Source organism: Cupriavidus sp. GA3-3 (assembly GCF_000389805.1).
Lineage (GTDB): Bacteria > Pseudomonadota > Gammaproteobacteria > Burkholderiales > Burkholderiaceae > Cupriavidus > Cupriavidus necator_D.
In genome coordinates, this window is the sequence record NZ_KB944482.1 from 126,232 (window position 1) to 141,716 (window position 15,485).

The 15,485-nt window shown below is 68.8% G+C and carries 13 protein-coding genes; 7 read left to right on the forward strand and 6 right to left on the reverse strand.

Features of this window, described 5'->3' with window-relative positions:
• The first annotated feature begins 60 nt into the window (after positions 1-60).
• Both gltS and C265_RS18530 read left to right on the forward strand, forming a co-directional pair.
• Positions 61-1,251, forward strand: a complete 1,191-nt coding sequence (gene gltS, locus C265_RS18525) for a sodium/glutamate symporter (RefSeq protein ID WP_010810994.1) — start codon at positions 61-63, stop codon at positions 1,249-1,251.
• A gap of 1 nt (position 1,252) precedes the next feature.
• Entirely contained in the window at positions 1,253-2,815 is a 1,563-nt protein-coding gene (locus tag C265_RS18530) for a TAXI family TRAP transporter solute-binding subunit (RefSeq protein WP_010810993.1), read from the forward strand.
• A 22-nt stretch (positions 2,816-2,837) separates the two neighbouring features.
• Here the strand turns inward: C265_RS18530 and C265_RS18535 are convergent, their stop codons facing one another.
• On the reverse strand, positions 2,838-3,647 hold the full coding sequence (locus C265_RS18535; protein ID WP_010810992.1) for a CDP-diacylglycerol diphosphatase: 810 nt from the start codon (positions 3,645-3,647) through the stop codon (positions 2,838-2,840).
• The gene (locus tag C265_RS18540) at positions 3,635-3,868 is read right to left on the reverse strand and encodes a hypothetical protein (RefSeq protein ID WP_010810991.1); all 234 of its coding nucleotides are present in this window, start codon (positions 3,866-3,868) and stop codon (positions 3,635-3,637) included. The genes C265_RS18535 and C265_RS18540 overlap by 13 nt, the downstream gene beginning before the upstream one ends.
• Before the next feature lie 153 nt (positions 3,869-4,021).
• Here C265_RS18540 and C265_RS18545 point away from each other — a divergent pair, with 153 nt between their 5' ends.
• Positions 4,022-4,507 (forward strand): DM13 domain-containing protein, encoded by a 486-nt coding sequence (locus tag C265_RS18545; RefSeq protein ID WP_010810990.1) that lies wholly within the window; start codon positions 4,022-4,024, stop codon positions 4,505-4,507.
• A gap of 210 nt (positions 4,508-4,717) precedes the next feature.
• Here C265_RS18545 and C265_RS18550 read toward each other — a convergent pair whose 3' ends face one another.
• Positions 4,718-5,788 (reverse strand): porin, encoded by a 1,071-nt coding sequence (locus C265_RS18550; RefSeq protein ID WP_037024678.1) that lies wholly within the window; start codon positions 5,786-5,788, stop codon positions 4,718-4,720.
• A 309-nt stretch (positions 5,789-6,097) separates the two neighbouring features.
• Here C265_RS18550 and C265_RS18555 point away from each other — a divergent pair, with 309 nt between their 5' ends.
• On the forward strand, positions 6,098-8,686 hold the full coding sequence (locus C265_RS18555; protein WP_037024680.1) for a penicillin-binding protein 1A: 2,589 nt from the start codon (positions 6,098-6,100) through the stop codon (positions 8,684-8,686).
• Positions 8,687-8,715: 29 nt separating this feature from the next.
• Here C265_RS18555 and C265_RS18560 read toward each other — a convergent pair whose 3' ends face one another.
• Together C265_RS18560 and C265_RS18565 are read right to left on the reverse strand one after the other, a co-directional pair.
• Positions 8,716-10,038, reverse strand: coding sequence for a DUF1501 domain-containing protein (locus tag C265_RS18560; RefSeq protein WP_010810987.1), 1,323 nt, complete (start codon positions 10,036-10,038; stop codon positions 8,716-8,718).
• A gap of 13 nt (positions 10,039-10,051) precedes the next feature.
• Complete coding sequence (locus C265_RS18565; RefSeq protein WP_037024764.1) at positions 10,052-11,641, reverse strand: DUF1800 domain-containing protein; 1,590 nt, start codon at positions 11,639-11,641, stop codon at positions 10,052-10,054.
• A gap of 198 nt (positions 11,642-11,839) precedes the next feature.
• Between C265_RS18565 and C265_RS18570 the strand changes: the two genes are divergently transcribed.
• The 3 genes from C265_RS18570 (at position 11,840) to C265_RS18580 (ending at position 14,390) form a co-directional block, all read left to right on the forward strand.
• On the forward strand, positions 11,840-12,763 hold the full coding sequence (locus C265_RS18570; RefSeq protein ID WP_010810985.1) for a DMT family transporter: 924 nt from the start codon (positions 11,840-11,842) through the stop codon (positions 12,761-12,763).
• The gene (locus C265_RS18575; protein ID WP_010810984.1) at positions 12,747-13,511 is read left to right on the forward strand and encodes an AraC family transcriptional regulator; all 765 of its coding nucleotides are present in this window, start codon (positions 12,747-12,749) and stop codon (positions 13,509-13,511) included. The genes C265_RS18570 and C265_RS18575 overlap by 17 nt, the downstream gene beginning before the upstream one ends.
• A 258-nt stretch (positions 13,512-13,769) precedes the next feature.
• The gene (locus tag C265_RS18580) at positions 13,770-14,390 is read left to right on the forward strand and encodes a hemerythrin domain-containing protein (RefSeq protein ID WP_011617678.1); all 621 of its coding nucleotides are present in this window, start codon (positions 13,770-13,772) and stop codon (positions 14,388-14,390) included.
• Between the two features lie 263 nt (positions 14,391-14,653).
• On the opposite strand, the gene C265_RS18585 is transcribed toward C265_RS18580, so the two are convergent.
• Positions 14,654-15,262 carry a TetR/AcrR family transcriptional regulator gene (locus C265_RS18585; protein WP_231881459.1) on the reverse strand — a complete coding sequence of 203 codons (609 nt, stop codon included), beginning with the start codon at positions 15,260-15,262 and terminating at the stop codon, positions 14,654-14,656.
• Positions 15,263-15,485 lie beyond the last annotated feature (223 nt).

Consider the following 15,485-nt stretch of genomic DNA (forward strand, 5'->3'; position numbering starts at 1 on the left):
ACGGCCAGCGGCGCCCGATGGCAAGGTACCCCCGCAACCCTCTCCGCCAGGACGCCCCCGATGAACCTCGACCTGCTGGGCTCGCTGCTGACTGCCGTCGTGGTGCTGCTGATCGGCACGCTGGTCAACCGCAGCGTCGGCGTGCTGTCGCGCTACAACATTCCCGACCCTGTCACCGGCGGCCTGCTGTTCGCGATCATCGCCTCGGTGGCGCTGGCGGCAGCGAACTTCCGCGTGGTGATCGATCCCGGCATGAAGCCGGTGCTGCTGCTGATGTTCTTCGGCGGCGTCGGGCTCTGCGCCGACCTGCGCATGCTCAGGCGCGGCGGCAAGGCGCTGGTGATCTTCCTCATCATCCTGCTGCCCTACATCCTGGTGCAGAACGTGGTGGGCGTGGCCATGGCCAGGACGCTGGACCTGCATCCCATCTTCGGGCTGGTGAGCGGCTCGATCACGCTGGTGGGCGGCCACGGCACCGGCGCCGCCTATGCCGAGCGCTTTGCCGAGGTCAACAACCTGCAGGCGGTGATGGACCTGTCGATGACAGTGGCCACCATCGGCCTGATTGTGGGCGGCATCATCGGCGGCCCGGTGGCGCAGTACCTGATCTCGCGCTACAAGCTGCGCTCGACCGCGCGCGAGGCCGGCGACACCGAGGAAGAAGCCGCCGCGGTTTCCCCCATCACCACCGTGGGCGCGCTAGCCTCGCTGGCCGGCATCCTGGCCGCGGTGATCGGCGGGCGCTGGATCGCCGCGCAGATGCCCACCGGCGCCATCACCATCCCCGGCTTCCTGTGGTGCATGATGCTCGGCATCGCCATCCGCAACCTGCTGCCCTTTGCCGGCGTGCGCTTTGACGACCGCGCCACCGACCTGATCACCAATATCTGCCTGTCGCTGTTCCTGGTGATGACCATGATGGCGCTGGACCTGGCCGAGGTGGCGCTGTCCGCCGGCCCCTTCCTGCTGATCATCGCCATGCAGGTGGTCTTCATCATCCTGTATGTGGTGCTGGTGTGCTTCCGCTTCATGGGGGGCGACTACGAGGCTGCGGTCACCTCGGCCGCCTTTATCGGCTTCAACATGGGGTCGACCGCCACCGCCATGGCCAATATGCGCGCCATCACGTCCCGCTACGGGCCGGCACCCACCAGCTATTTGATCACGCCGCTGGCCGGCGCGTTCTTCGTCGACCTGATGAACGCCTTCGTGCTGACCATGCTGCTGGCGTTGCCGCTGATCGGAGGCTGACATGCGCCGCGCCCTCTTCACCCTCCTCATTGCCTTGGTGGCCAGCGCCTGGCTGGCAGGCTGCGGCGGCGGCCCGCCCGCCGACGGCATCCGCGCCGGCATCAACGAGCGGCTGGCGCAGGCGCTGCCGCCGGGCACGGTGGAACTGGCCGGCCTGGACCGGCGCGGCTCGCAGGCAGACACCAAGGCCCCGGCCGGTGAAACCCGCCGCGTGGTGTACTTCGATGCGGAACTGAAACTGCTGCGCGACTACGACTTCGGCGCCTGGGACTCGCCCGGCGTGGCCGGGCTGGTGTCGGCGCTGGGCGCGGGCCCGCGCGGCATCGCCGGCATCACCAGCGGCGGCAACAAGGCCGGCGACATCATCCGCGCGCATGGCACGGCGCTGTACCGGCGCGACGGCGAGCGCTGGGTCGGCGTGCTGCCGGCCGGCTACCGCCCCGCTGAAGCCCCGACCGTCGCCACCGATGCGCAAAGGGGCCCGGCGGCGATCCTGGACGCGATGCGCAAAGTGATCGAGTCCGTGCAGAAGGATGCCTCGCCGGCGCAGCGCGCCGTGATCGAGCAGGAGCTGACCACCGCGCACGCCAACATCCGCGCGCGGCTGGCACGGGTCAACGAGGGCTATGCCATTGCCGCCGGCGCCGAACACGGCCAGTACCTGCGCTTCGCGAAGGCGCTGGTGGACGGGGCGCGCGTGCGCGCGATGCCGCTGGTCACGCACGGCGGAGAAGAGAACCTGCGGCTGCTGCGCGCCGGCAAGGTCTCGGTGGCGCTGGCGCAGGGCGATGCGGCGCTGGAAGCCTACGAGGGCAAGGGCGTGTTTGCCGCCGACGGCCCGCAAGCCTCGCTGCGCGCCATCGGCAGCCTCTACCCCGAGCCCGTGCACGTGCTGGTGCGCGACGCCGATCCCGCCCGCTCGGTGTCAGAGCTGCGCGGCAAGCGCATCGCCGTGGGCGAGCGCGGCTCAGCCTCGCGCGTGACCGCGCTGCGCGTGCTGGCTGCGCATGGCCTGACCGACAAGGACTTCAAGGCCGAGGAAGTTGGGCTGGGCACCGGGCTGGTGGCGCTGCGCCAGAAGCAGGTCGACGCGGTGATCCAGGTGATCGGCGTGCCGGCCGACAGCATCCGCGACGCGCTCGGCGAAATGCCGCTGCGGCTGCTGCCGCTGGACGAACGGGTCATCACCGCGATGGTCGGGCAGAAGGCGGGCTATTTCCGCGCCACCATCGCGCCGGGCACCTATCCCGGCCTGCACACGCCGGTGCGCACCATCGCCACGGCGGCGATCCTGGTGACCGGGCCGGACCTGTCCGATACCGAAGTGGCCGAGCTGACGCGGCTGGTCTACCGCCACGGGCGCGACTTTGTCGCCCGCGGCAGCGCCCAGGGCGCGCAGATCGCCGTGGCAACGGCGCGTGAAGGGCTGATGATCCCGCAGCATCTGGCGGCGGCCAAGGCGCTGGACGCGCTGGCGACACCCGGCATTCCGCCCGCCAAGCCCGGCGGAACGCCCGCGAAGCCCGTTGCAACGCCTGCGGCTTCGGGCGCCCGTGCGCAGTAGGGCCCGGCGGGCGGGCCGCCGATCAGCCCGCCGCGCTCGCCAGGCCTTCAGCCAGCCGGCAGCGCCGGTCCAGGAAATCGCTGGCGTGGCCGTTGCTGCCGGCCGCGCTGTCGACGGGCTGGTCGATCACGACAAAGCCTGCCCCGCCCTGCCGCTCCCGCACATAGGTGACAAAGATGCCGCGGTCCGGCGGCGCTGCGGCGGCGCCCCCCTTGGTGCCGTCACGCACGAGCTGGAAAGGGTCGACCGCCAGCACCGGCGCGCTGGCTGGCACAAAGATCGCGCGCACCGGCTTGTCCTCGAGCCGCAGCGTGGTCCAGCCGGTGCCGATCGGCCCGGCCGCGCCATTGACCACGGCGCGCGCGGCCGAGCTGATGCAATCGAGATGGATATGCAGCTGGTCCTGGCTGCGCGAGGCGCGGGAATTGATCGCGAGGCCCAGCATGTCGTCGGGCACGGCCTTGCCAAGCGAGCGGCCAACGATGCCGCGCGCGGCCCAGCCGAAGGCCCAGGGGTTGGCGCCTGCGCCGTCCCAGGCTCTGGCGTCGTCGATGCCGGTCATCGTCCGTGCCGGGATCACCAGGTAATGCGACTTGCCGATCGCGTCCTTGTAGAGCACCAGTCCCTGGGACCGATCCACTTGCGCGCAATCGGGATGAGCCGCCGCGGTACTGCCAAGGCAGCGCTGCTGCACGTTGCGCCACAAGCCATCGCGGCCGCCCGACAGGACGCCGACGACGCTTTCGGCGGTGCAGCCGGCCAGGGCCAGGATGGCCGCCAGCCACAACGCGGGGGCACCGCGCCAACCGCGGGCCGGCTTCAGCGCCGGCACGAAACTCCGTAGAAAGTCCCGGCGCGTGGATTAGACACCACATAGGCGTGGCGCTGCGCCCAGAACTGCGCGGTACGGAAGGCTTCGGCCTCGCGCTCGCTCCAGTCCGTTGCAAGCAACGGCAGGGCTTCGGCATCGGTGGTGAGATAAACCCGCGCCTGATAGCGGGCGGATTGCAGCGTGCCGGTACGGATGGTGCGGATCGTGACGTGGAGGGTCATAGGCAGCTTCTCGACTAGGCGACTACCAAATCATAACCACTTCCGTGTGTTGGATTGGTGAAACCGTTGCGAATGTGCTAAGGCACCACAGATCTGTCAGGATCCGGCCCCGGCACCGACATACCCGCATCCTCATGCCTTCGGGAGAAAAACATGCCGCCCAACCCGCTCCGCAAGTCCGCCATCCTTGTGCTGACCCACCTTGCCGCGCTGGCCGTGGGCTTTGCCGCGGGCATCTATGTCCTGCCGATCCTGACGGAGCAGGCCGGTGCCAGTGCCGAGCAAGTGCAGGCTGTGTCACAACAGGCGCGCTATACCGGCACCTTTCGCAAGGACCTGGCGGGTAGCGACGCACTGCACTGGGCCAGCGGCCGGCTCCATGTTTCGCCGCAGGCGCTTGCCTTTGAAGGCAGCGTTGCGCCGGGGCCGGACTATCGGATCTACCTGGCGCCGGAGTTTGTCGACAACAAGGAGGCCTTCCTTCGGATCAAGGACCGGTCGCTGCAGGTTGGTGAGCTGAAGACCTTTGGCAACTTCACCGTGGCGTTGCCGGCTGGCGTGGATCCGGCACGGTATGGGGCGGTGGTGATTTGGTGTGAGAGGTTTGGGCAGTTTATCGGGGCGGCGGGGTATCGGTAGTCATCGCCATGCCGCCGGATATCGCGATGTCGCGCTTGGCAACAACAAGAACACCCCGCAACCAAAGGGCGAAGACCAGAGAAAAAGAGGCCGATCAAATCAACCGGCCCAACGACCCCCCGCAATACCAGCCGCAGGTGTCGATATGACAGTCAAGCGCCCGCCCATGCAGGCATCACAACCTGCCAGGCGGGCATCAGGCAGTTACGCTCAGAAGCGATGACGCAGGCCAACGGTAGCACCGGTCTGGTTCTCACCAGCCACCACCGTGCCAACACCATTCAGGCCCAGCGCCGAACCCGACTTGTTCTTCGAGTACCCAACATTCAGGTACACATCCGTACGCTTGGACAGCGAGTAGTCCGCCGACAGCACGAACATCCACGGATCCGCATCGCTATTGCGGGTGTCGTTGTAGTAGGCCGCGCCGGTCAGCTGGAAGGCAGGCGTGAAGCGGTACTGCGCGCCAGCCCAGTACACGTTGCTGCGGGTCGAAATGGCGCTGGCGCTCGACACGCCGTCGTCCTTCAGCCAGCGGTAGCCGGCAAACACCTTGGCGCCGCCAAAGGCATAGGCCGTACCCACCGCGGCGCGCTTGGCGGCACGGTCCTGCAACCCCACGGTGGCGCCCTGGTACTGGTCGTAGGCAGCGCCGACCGAGAAGCCGCCCGCGGCGTACGACAGGCCGCCGCCGAAGTTGCGCGCGACCTTGGGCTCGCCCGGGACTTCGCCGTTGTTGTCGCGACCGAAGCTGTAGAAGCCGGTGGCGGTCAGGCCGCCGAACTTGCCGGTGTACTTGATGGCGTTGTCGGCGCGGCCATTGAAGGCCGAGTCAACGCTGTTCAGCGAGTAGCGCGGGCCCACGCCCATCGGGTCGAAGGCGCCGAACAGGTCGTACAGCGCGTTCTGCTGGCGGCCCAGCGTGACCGCGCCCCAGCCGCCCTGCAGGCCGACGTAGGCCTGGCGGCCGAACAGGCGGTTGCCCTGGCCCGAGGTGCCGGTATCGATGTCGAACCCGCTCTCCAGCACGAAGATACCCTTCAGGTCGCCGCCCAGGTCTTCGGTGCCGCGCAGGCCCCAGCGCGAGCCGGACAGGTTGCCAGAGTTCAGGCGCGTTGCCGTACCCTGGGCGCCGTTGCTGCCCGGCACGTGGCTGATCACTTCGACGCCGGCATCGACGATGCCGTAGAGCGTCACGTTCGACGCGGACTGGGCCGACGCCACCCCGGATACGGCCGACGCGGCCGCTGCTGCCGTCATTGCAAGGAGAGCTTTCTTCACTGTAATTTCTCTGTGTTCTGTTTGAGGCACGACACCGCGCCGGACCCAGGCCGGGTCGGCAAGGCCAACCAGGTCCAGCCGGGCAACCCGGCAACGGCGCATCGTCCGCACAAGTTGCGGCCTCGGCATTGTCGCGGCGCAATATGTACCTTTGTGACCCATGCTTCGTAGCAGGAAGTGACGGATAGCCCCAAATGGGGGTTTTCCCTGTAACCAAGGGGAACGTTTTGGTACGATGCATGCTTTTCCGACGACGGTAATGCCAGTGCCCCGTGCCGCCATGTGCCTGTGCCTCGACCGCTTCGCCTCATGAGGCTGGCTGAGATCAAGACCCGGCTTGCCCCGCTGCTCGCCTCGCTGCAGGCTTCATTGCCTGCCCCCCTCCAGCAACGCCTGTCAGGCATGGCCGCGCGCCTTGCACGCGCCGGCCTGACCCGGCCCGGGTCGCTGCGCCCCACGCGGCGCGGCGTGCTGGTGGGCCTGGCCGCCATCCCGGCGGCCCTCCTGCTCTATGTGCTGGTCCTGATCCCGTTCACGCCGGGCATCAGCGATATCCGCAAGGCCAAGTCCGAGCAGCCGGCCCAGGTGCTGTCCGCCGACGGCAAGGAGCTGGCGGTGTTCAAGTGGGCCAACCGCGACTGGGTGCCGCTGTCGCAGATTTCACCCAATGTGGTGGCTGCGCTGATCTCCACCGAAGACCACCGCTTCTACCAGCACCACGGGCTGGATTGGCGCAGGCTGGCCTCGGCCGCGGTGCATACCTTCTCCGGCGACCGCCAGGGCGGGTCCACCATCACCCAGCAGCTGGCCCGCAACCTCTATCCCGATGAAATCGGCCGCGCGCCCACGCTGACGCGCAAGCTCAAGGAAGCCATCACCGCCCTGAAGATCGAGGCGCTCTATACCAAGGACGAGATCCTCGAGACCTATCTCAACACCGTGCCGTTCCTGTACAACGCGTTCGGCATCGAGATGGCGGCGCGCACCTACTTCGACCGCCCGGCGCGCTCGCTCGACATGCTGCAGAGCGCCACGCTGATCGGCATGCTCAAGGGCAACAGCTACTACAACCCGGTGCTCAACCCCGAGCGCGCGCTCGACCGGCGCAATATCGTGCTGGGCCAGATGGTCAAGCGCGGCAAGCTGGATGCGGCGCGCTACGAGCAGCTGAAGAAGCGCCCGCTGCGCATCGACTTCGAGCGCCAGACCGAGCCGCCAGGCCCCGCGCCACATTTCGCGCAGCAGCTGCGCAAGTGGCTGATCGGCTGGGCCGACCGCAATGGCTACGACATCTACGCCGACGGCCTGGTGGTGCATACCACCATCGACGCCCGCCTGCAGGCCATGGCCACGCAGGCCGTGGTGCAGCAGGGCAACCGGCTGCAGGCCATCGCCAACGCGGCCTGGGCGCCGCGCGCGGGCTGGGCCGCCAACCTGCCGCTGGTGCAGGCCTTCGTGCGCGAAACCCCGGAGTACCGTGCCGCCATCGCCGCCGGCACCGCGCCGGAAGAGGCGCTGCGCCATCTGATGTCCGACCATGCCTTCATGCGCGCGCTGCACCAGCAGAAGACGCGCATCCAGGCGGGCTTCATGGCCATCGATCCGCGCAACGGCGAGATCCGCGCCTGGGTCGGCAGCCGCGACTACACCCAGGACGCGTTCGACCACGTGCAGCAGGCGCGCCGCCAGCCGGGCTCGACCTTCAAGCCCTTTGTCTACGGCGCGGCCTTTGAAGAAGGCAAGACCCCCGACGACACGCTGGTGGACCAGCCGGTGGAAATCGAACTGGCTGGCGGCGAGGTCTGGCGCCCCACCGATGAAGGCCGCCCCACCGGCCGCGCCATGACGCTGCGCGACGGCCTGGTCTATTCGCGCAACACCATCACCGCGCAGCTGATGCACGAAGTGGGGCCGACGCGCGTGGCGCGGCTGGCGCGCGACATGGGCGTGCGCGACAGCCAGCTCGACGTGGTGCCGTCGCTGGCGCTGGGCACCAGCCCGGTCACGCTCAAGGAGATGGTGGCCGCCTACGGCACCATCGCCAACGCCGGCGACTACATCGCGCCCACCATGGTGACGCGCATTGAAGACCGCCAGGGCAATGTGCTGCAGGTGTTCCGGCCGGCGCGCGCCGAGCACGCGCTGCCCGCCGCCACCACGCAAACCCTGCTCGACGTGATGCGCGACGTGATCGACCGCGGCACCGGCGCCAGCATCCGCTCGCGCTTCGGCATCCGCGCCGACGTGGCCGGCAAGACCGGCACCACCCAGGACAATGCCGACGGCTGGTTCATCCTGATGCATCCGGAACTGGTGGCGGGCGCCTGGGTCGGCTTCAACGACAGCCGCGTCACGCTGCGCAGCGACTACTGGGGCCAGGGCGCGCACAGCGCGCTGCCGATGGTGGGCGACTTCTACCAGCGCGCGCTGCGCTCGCGCATCGTCGACGGCCGCGCGCGCTTTGCCGAGCACGAAGAGACCAGCCTGTTCGCATCGCTGGGAACGCAGCTGCGCGGCTGGTTCAGCCAGCTGTTCACGCGCGACAAGGCCAGCGAGACCCCGGCGCCGCGCCCGGCACCGCGTCGGCCGGCGCTGCCCACGCCGGAGGCCGAGGTCGCGCCGCCGGCCGGCGCGGCATCGTCTGCCGCGGTGGATGTCGGCCCGGATGAGTCCAGCCTGGCGCTGGATCGGGGGGAGACGGTGATTGCGGTGCCGCAGGACATGAGCGCGGGCAGCGCTCCGGTTGCGCCACCCCCTCAGGCCGAACCAGCGCCTAACGCCGCCCCTGCCTCCCCGGCTTCCGCAAATCCGCCCGCACCGCCCGCACCGCCTGCGCCCCCAGCGCCCATCACGCCCCTCGCGCCAACCATCATCACCCCAGCCAACGGCAGCAACTGAACGCCCCTCCGGACAGCGCGGCGCGGGGGCTACACCAACCCGATATCCCGCCCCCGCACCCCCGGAAACACCTGCGCCAGCCGCGCCTCATCGAGCCCGTACAGCCTGCGGAAGACCCCGCCCAGCACCGCGCGGTACTCATTGCGCACCGGCCAGTCGCGGTTCTGGTTGAGCGTGGCTTGTTCCACCGCTACCTGCTCACCAGCGATGCGGCCGCCACGCACGGTGCCGCCCGCGATCCAGTAGACGGTGCCGTGGCCATGGTCGGTGCCGCGCGTGCCGTTCTCGCGGAAGGTGCGGCCGAACTCGGACAGCACCACCACGGTGGTCTTGTCCCACACAGGACCCATCTCGGCGGCGAAAGCAGACAGGCCGCGGCCGAGGTTGTCGAGCAGGCCGGCCAGTTGCCCCTGTGCGCCGCCCTGGTTGACGTGGGTGTCCCAGCCACCCACGTCGATAAAGCCCAGGTTGAAGCGCTCGCGCATCAAGCCCGCCATGCGCCGGGCCTCGACCTCGAATCCGCGCGCGCTGAGCGAGCGGCGGTTGGCGGCCTGCATTTCCTGCATGCGCGCTGCCATGGTGCCGGCGTCGTTGCCTGACATGCCGGGCTGCGGCTGCGCCTGGCGCGCCACCGTTTCGCGCAGCTCGAAGCCTTCATCGATCAGCGATTCGAAACGCGTGCCACGGTACATCTGCGCCAGCAGCTTCGCCTGGCGCGCATCGAACGGGGTGCGGCCGCTGCCCTTGAGCGAGACATTGGGCACGTCGCGCGGACCGGACAGCACCATCGGCAGGCCGTCGGTGAAGGCCACGGGCGCGGCCTGCCCGCCCATGGCCTGCGCCAGGCGGTTCAGGAAGCCGCTGCCGCGCAGCGCGGCCACGGACTTGCGGTCCTCGCCTTCGCCGGGCAAGCCGGCCTCGATCCCGTCCTGGGTCTCGAAGTGGCTGCGCGACAGGTCGTGCGTGCCGGCGAACGGCACGAAGGCCAACTGGCCGCGCTGCCATAGCGGCAGCATGGTCGCGGCCAATGCCGGGTGCAGCGCCCAGTCGCCGATGCCGCGCGCGGCGCTGTCGGCGGCAAAAGCCGGCGCCAGCGCCACTGCCGCGTTGGGGTCAGCGTCCGCACCGGCCGCGGGCGGGCGGCGAATGGCGATATTGGGCCGCGCGGCGTAATAGAAATCACTGCCGGCCGGCACCAGCGCGCTGGTGCCGTCATAGCCGCCGCGCAGGAACACCAGCAGGAAGCGCGCATCGGCCCGCGCCGGCAGCGCATAGACACGCGAGGCGATGGCGGGCAGGGCCAGCCCCAGCGTGGCGCCGCCCATCGTTTTCAGCCATTGTCGGCGTTGCATGGTCTGCTCCCTGTCAGCGCTGCATCCACTCGGGCGAGCCGAGCAGCACGGTATTCCATTCGGCCTGCGATTCCGCCTGGCCCAGCGCGGCGCGCGTGGCGGGGCCAAGGGTGGCTTCGATGGTGTCGAAGTACAGCTTGTTGCCGATCATCGGAAAGCGCGCGCCGCGCGGCCTCGCGCCATCGCCTGCAAACAGTCCCGCCGGCCCCGAGCCGATCGCGCGCGCGATCTCGAAGCGCCGCACCATCTGGCCCGAGCTGGCCCACGCGCTTTCCGACGATGGATAGCCGTCCGGCGCCACGTGGCCGTAGAGCGGCTCGCCGAGCTGGTTCAGCCAGTTCATCACCGGGCGCAGGTTGGTCACGGGACGACCTTCATAGGCGAGCCGCATCGACGACACCACATAGACCATCGGATCCTTGAACTTGCGCGTGGGCGCCGCCAGTTGCCGGTCCAGTTCCGGCGCCAGGAACAAGGTGCGCAGCACCGCGGCGATATCGCCATCGGTGTACGTGAAGGTCTGCGCCATGCGCTCGACCAGCGCCGGCGGCGGGTTGTCGGCGATGAAATAGGCGGCCAGCTTGGCGCTGATAAAGCGCGCGGTGGCCGGCTCGCGCGCCAGGATCGACACCGCTCGCGCCACTTCGTCGAAGCCGGCCGGCTCGATGCGCTGGCCCAGCAGCGTCTTCGCACCGAAGTCATGGCGCGCGGGGTTGAATTCGAACAAACCCTCACTGCGGTACAGCCCCGCGCGCGCCGGCGGCAGCCGCGGCAGCGGCGTGCCGCGCAGGTTGACGCCCACGCCGGTCAGCACGCGCGCCAGCTCCTGCACGTCCTGCTGGGTGTAGCGGGAGCCGCTGGGGCCGCCCGATACGCCCATGGTATGCAGCTCCATCAGCTCGCGCGCGTAGTTCTCGTTGATGCGGTTGGCGCTGCTCTGGGCGTTGTCGAGGTAGACCAGCATGGCCGGCGCGGTCACGCTGGCCATCAGCAGGTCGCGGAAGCGGCCCAGCGCGTGCGGGCGGATGGCGCGCTCTTCGTAGTCGGCCAGCAGCAGCCGGACCTGGCCCTTGCCCGAGTAGACGTTGAAATGGTTCATCCAGAACCACGTCATTTGCTCGCGCAGCTGCGCCGGAGAATACAGCGCGCGCAGCAGGTGGCGCCGCGCGGCATCGGCCACGATCTCGCGGCCCTGCGCGTTCAGCGCCTGGCGGGCCTGCTGCTTGCTGTCGTCGTCGGGCAGCGCGTCGATGCGCTGGCGGGCGTCGCGTGCGGACTGGATCTGCGCGGCGGCATCGGCCTGCAGGTTGGGCAAGGCTGCGATGACGGCCGCCAGTTCGGGCGGATCGGCCAGCGGCAGCGTCAGTTGCTGGTCGAGGAAGCCCTTGCGGCCCAGCCGGCGCAGGTCGCCAAGGGTGGTCTGGTCAGCGCCGTAGGTGACAGTGTTGAGCCAGCGCAGGTCGGTGGCGGCGGTGCTGCCGCCAGCCTCGGCCGGCACCTGGGCGCAGGCGGCCAGGCACGCTGCCAGTGCCAGTGCCGCGGCGGCCCGCCAGGCGGCGAGCGCGCCCCGGCCGGATTGTCTCGAATGCTGCGCCGGATTCATGCCTTGCTCCTCGCCCTGTTCGATCAACATCACTATGTTACGTGGCAAGCGCACATTGGTTGACCCGGAGGCGCCGCCGGAGTGTTACCAGTGCTTTCAGCACGCCGATTGCCGGATTTGCCAAGACAGCGGCGCGCTGCCTGGCTAGCCTTGCGCTCTGTCCCTCCGATCCCGCCCCCGGCGGAAACGCCTGCTTGCATGTCGCGCCCCCTGTCCGCTGCCGCCTGGCTGCCCACCGTTGGTTTTGTCCTGATCTGGTCCACCGGCTTTATCGTCGGCAAGGCCATCGTGCCGCTGGCCGATACCAGCCTGTTCCTGCTGGGCCGCTTTGCCGTGGCGGCGCTAATGTTCGTGGCCTGGTCGCTGGCGGCGCGCGCGGCCTGGCCGCCGCTGCGCGAGGCGCCGCGCCACCTGCTGGCAGGCGCGCTGATGCAGGGCATCTACCTGTGCGCCGGCTACGGCGCCGTGGCCAGGGGCCTGCCGCCGACGATCATGGCCCTGCTAGGCGCGCTGCAGCCGCTGCTGACCGCGCTGCTTGCCATCCCCCTACTGAAGGAGCTACCTTCCAGGCGGACGTGGCAGGGCCTGGCGCTGGGTGCGCTCGGCGTCGCGCTGGTGGTCGCCCCGGCGATGCAGGCCGGCATTCACCCGGCCGCGTCGGCCCTGTCGCCCTGGATCGTGCTGCTGGGCGTGCTGGCCATTGTCTCCATCACCATGGGAACCCTCTTGCAGAAGCCCGCCATCGCCGCCTGTGACTTGCGCGCCAGTTCCGCCTGGCAGAACCTGGGCGCCATGCTGGTAGCCGCCGCGATGGTGGCGATCCAGGCCGCCGACGCGCCGCTGCACTGGCATGGTGGCGTGGCGCTGTGGGCCGGACTGGCATGGGCGGCGATCGGCCTGTCGGGCGCCGGCACCTGGCTGCTGGTCAGCCTGGTGCGGCGTGGCCAGGCCGCCAATGCCGCGGCGCTGATGTTCCTGGCGCCGCCGCTGGCCGCGCTGCAGGCCTGGCTGCTGTTCGGCGAACGGCTGGATGCGGTGCAGGCGCTGGGCATGGCGGTGGCCGGCGCGGGCGTCTGGCTGTGCCAGACCCCTGGCAGGTTGCGGCATGCCGAAGCCCGCTGAACCCCAAGCCTCGCCGCTGGTCGAGCATCGGCGCTACCGCCCGCAGCCTGACGGCCACCAGCACGGCTACCACCAGTTGCTGTTCGGTCTGGCCGGCGCCACCGAGCTGGAGATCGACGGCCACGTCTATCGCGTGGACGACCGCACCGGCCTGATCGTGCCGGCCGGCAGCCATCATGAATTCCTGGGCTTGGACGGCAACCTGCAGCTGGTGGCGGACTTCCCGGCGCGCTCGGTGGCACTGCCCGCGCGGCTGATGACGCGCCCGCGCACGTTCCCGCTGGACGGCGCCTTCGGCAGCCGCGTGCGCGCGCTGGCGGCATGGCGCGCCGCCGCAGCAGCACGCGGGCCGCAGACCGACTGGCACCTGGCGGCAACACTGGCCGCGGCGCTGGCGGACTGCCTCGGCATGCCCGGCGACGAGCAGGTATTCCCGCTGATGGCCGTTGATGCCTACCTGCGCGCCAACCTGGCCGCGCCACTGCTCGTGGCGGAAGTCGCCGGGCATTTCGGCTGGAGCGTGCGGCGCTTCCAGACCCTGTTTGCCGAGGCCTTCGGCGATACCCCGCACCGCTACCAGACCCGGCTGCGGCTGGACCGCGCGCTGCAGCTGCTGACGCAATCCACGCTGCCGCTGGCCGAGATCGCGCTGGCGTCAGGCTACCCGGACCAGACCACCTTCACGCGCAGCTTCGCGCGGCGCTTCGGGCAGCCGCCCGGGGCGTGGCGGGCGGCCGCACGCGGCTAGCCTGCCTGCGCGGTAGTCGATTCTGGCACCGGACTAACCGTGGTGACCCTCTCGCGTCGAGGCGAGTTGGAGGGCGGCGCAGGTTGAACGTGCGGCGTATAAGGCTTCCGCCCCTTGCGAGATCCGAGCGCTTAGCGCCGCATTGATCTGCGTCAGACTCAGATCATGCAGGGAAGCTATTGTGTCAATAGGGCCCCGCGAGTCCCGATATCGCATCGGACTCAACGGTCTGCTTGCCCAGTTTCCCAGGAGGGCGCCATGGCCACCCCACTAGCCACCTCGCTTCCAACTTCACCTTCCGCCGCGCTTTCCACCCCGGGCCCGACACCGCTTGCCGCCTGGCATACCGACCATATCCATTTCGCCTCAATGCTCGACCTGCTGGAAAAGCAGGTCAGCACCTTCCATCAGGGCGAGCAGCCCGACTACGGCCTGATGGCCACGATCATCCAATACCTGCGCAACTATGGCGATTGCGTGCACCACCCCCGTGAGGATGTTGCCTACGCGCTGCTCGTGGACCGGGATCCCGGCACGCGGATCATCATCAGCCGGTTACTGCAGGAACATCGCGTGATCGCCACAGTCGGCGCGGAATTGCTCGACCGCCTGCGTGAAGCCCAGAGCGAGGTGGTCACCTCGCGAGCGGCACTGGAAGCGGCCGCCGCCATGTACCTGGTGTACTACCGCAACCATCTGTCCACCGAGGAGAAACAGGTCATGCCGCGCGCCGCCCGGTTCCTGACCGAAGCGGACTGGGCGGAGGTCGCCGCCATCGATCCGGCCAGTGCCGATCCGCTATTCGGCGCCAATGTGGAGAGGCGCTTCGCGACTTTGCGCAAGCAGATCGACAGTGAAGCGAACGCGTCCATGCACTGAACGTCGGTCGCTTCGCGGCACTGCCGGGCCTCGGCTCAGAACTTATGCCTGCGGCGAGTGTCTTGGCCCTGGCAGAAACCGTCCCGGGCTTTTTAACGGCATCCGGCAACAGCAATGACGGACAGGTATTGCAGCCTATTTGCCGCTCTGGCGGCCCAGCAGCACCGTCTCGCCGGTCTCGCTCGAGTGCCGGCGCAGGGCGTCGCGGACCGAGGCGCCGGTGCCCTCAGCCCCCCCTCAACATCGCCATGACGATGGTTCTTCTATAGCAACCACTCCCCGATCATCCGCAGGATTTCCGCCTTCACGGCTGCAGGGTCCATGGAAGCCCGGTTCAGGCGGTGCACGGAGATACCGCGCAGCAGGCTCATCAGGATGAAGGCCGCGGATTTTGTGTCCACGTCCGCCCGGATCTGCCCAAGGGTCTTCGCCTCGTTGAGCTTGTACTCGACGTAGGCCATGTTCTTTTCGTTGTAGTCGTGGACAAAGCCATGCAGCGGCGAGTCGGCAACGGACGAGTCAAGCACGATGAAAAACATCGCGCGGATACTGTTGACCGCGTTTTCCGGCCGCTGGGTGTAGGCGTCCACCAGCGAATAGATGCCGTGAATGCCGCGGGTATCGCTGCCGTCCTTCTTGCGCTGGGCATTGAATTCACGCGAGAGCTGTTCCAGACATTCCTCCAGCAGCTTTTCCTTGGAGCCGAAGTGATTGTGCGCCAGGCCGCGGCTATAGCCCGCCTTGGTGCCGACTTCATTCATCGTCAGCCCGGCGAGGCCTTTTTCAGAAATCAGCTCGATTGCGGCCTGCACCATACGGCTGACAGACTCCTCACGCCGTTGCTCCTGGGTGCGACTGGTTTGCTGTTTCATAGGTAGTGAGCGATATGTCGCCTGCGGCGCGCCGACCGGTGCATGGATCGGCCGGCTATGTCTCGAAGCAGTGGTAATGGTCCATGGCGCCGTTGTGGCTGCGTTGAACAGGATATGGGTCTGTTCACGCGGAGCTGCACGGCGCCCAAATTGTACCGAAGCGAACGGGCCACTTTTCAGAACTGCGTCGACACAAGGCCCTGCGTGCGCAGTTTCCGGCGCA

What these genes read in the sequence shown, in the direction of transcription:
- C265_RS18580 (WP_011617678.1), top strand. Translation starts at nt 13,770, where the DNA reads ATGGCCACCCCACTAGCCACCTCGCTTCCAACTTCACCTTCCGCCGCG.
- C265_RS18565 (WP_037024764.1), bottom strand. Translation starts at nt 11,641, where the DNA reads ATGAATCCGGCGCAGCATTCGAGACAATCCGGCCGGGGCGCGCTCGCC.
- C265_RS18530 (WP_010810993.1), top strand. Translation starts at nt 1,253, where the DNA reads ATGCGCCGCGCCCTCTTCACCCTCCTCATTGCCTTGGTGGCCAGCGCC.
- C265_RS18570 (WP_010810985.1), top strand. Translation starts at nt 11,840, where the DNA reads ATGTCGCGCCCCCTGTCCGCTGCCGCCTGGCTGCCCACCGTTGGTTTT.
- gltS (WP_010810994.1), top strand. Translation starts at nt 61, where the DNA reads ATGAACCTCGACCTGCTGGGCTCGCTGCTGACTGCCGTCGTGGTGCTG.
- C265_RS18560 (WP_010810987.1), bottom strand. Translation starts at nt 10,038, where the DNA reads ATGCAACGCCGACAATGGCTGAAAACGATGGGCGGCGCCACGCTGGGG.
- C265_RS18575 (WP_010810984.1), top strand. Translation starts at nt 12,747, where the DNA reads ATGCCGAAGCCCGCTGAACCCCAAGCCTCGCCGCTGGTCGAGCATCGG.
- C265_RS18555 (WP_037024680.1), top strand. Translation starts at nt 6,098, where the DNA reads ATGAGGCTGGCTGAGATCAAGACCCGGCTTGCCCCGCTGCTCGCCTCG.
- C265_RS18545 (WP_010810990.1), top strand. Translation starts at nt 4,022, where the DNA reads ATGCCGCCCAACCCGCTCCGCAAGTCCGCCATCCTTGTGCTGACCCAC.
- C265_RS18585 (WP_231881459.1), bottom strand. Translation starts at nt 15,262, where the DNA reads ATGAAACAGCAAACCAGTCGCACCCAGGAGCAACGGCGTGAGGAGTCT.
- C265_RS18540 (WP_010810991.1), bottom strand. Translation starts at nt 3,868, where the DNA reads ATGACCCTCCACGTCACGATCCGCACCATCCGTACCGGCACGCTGCAA.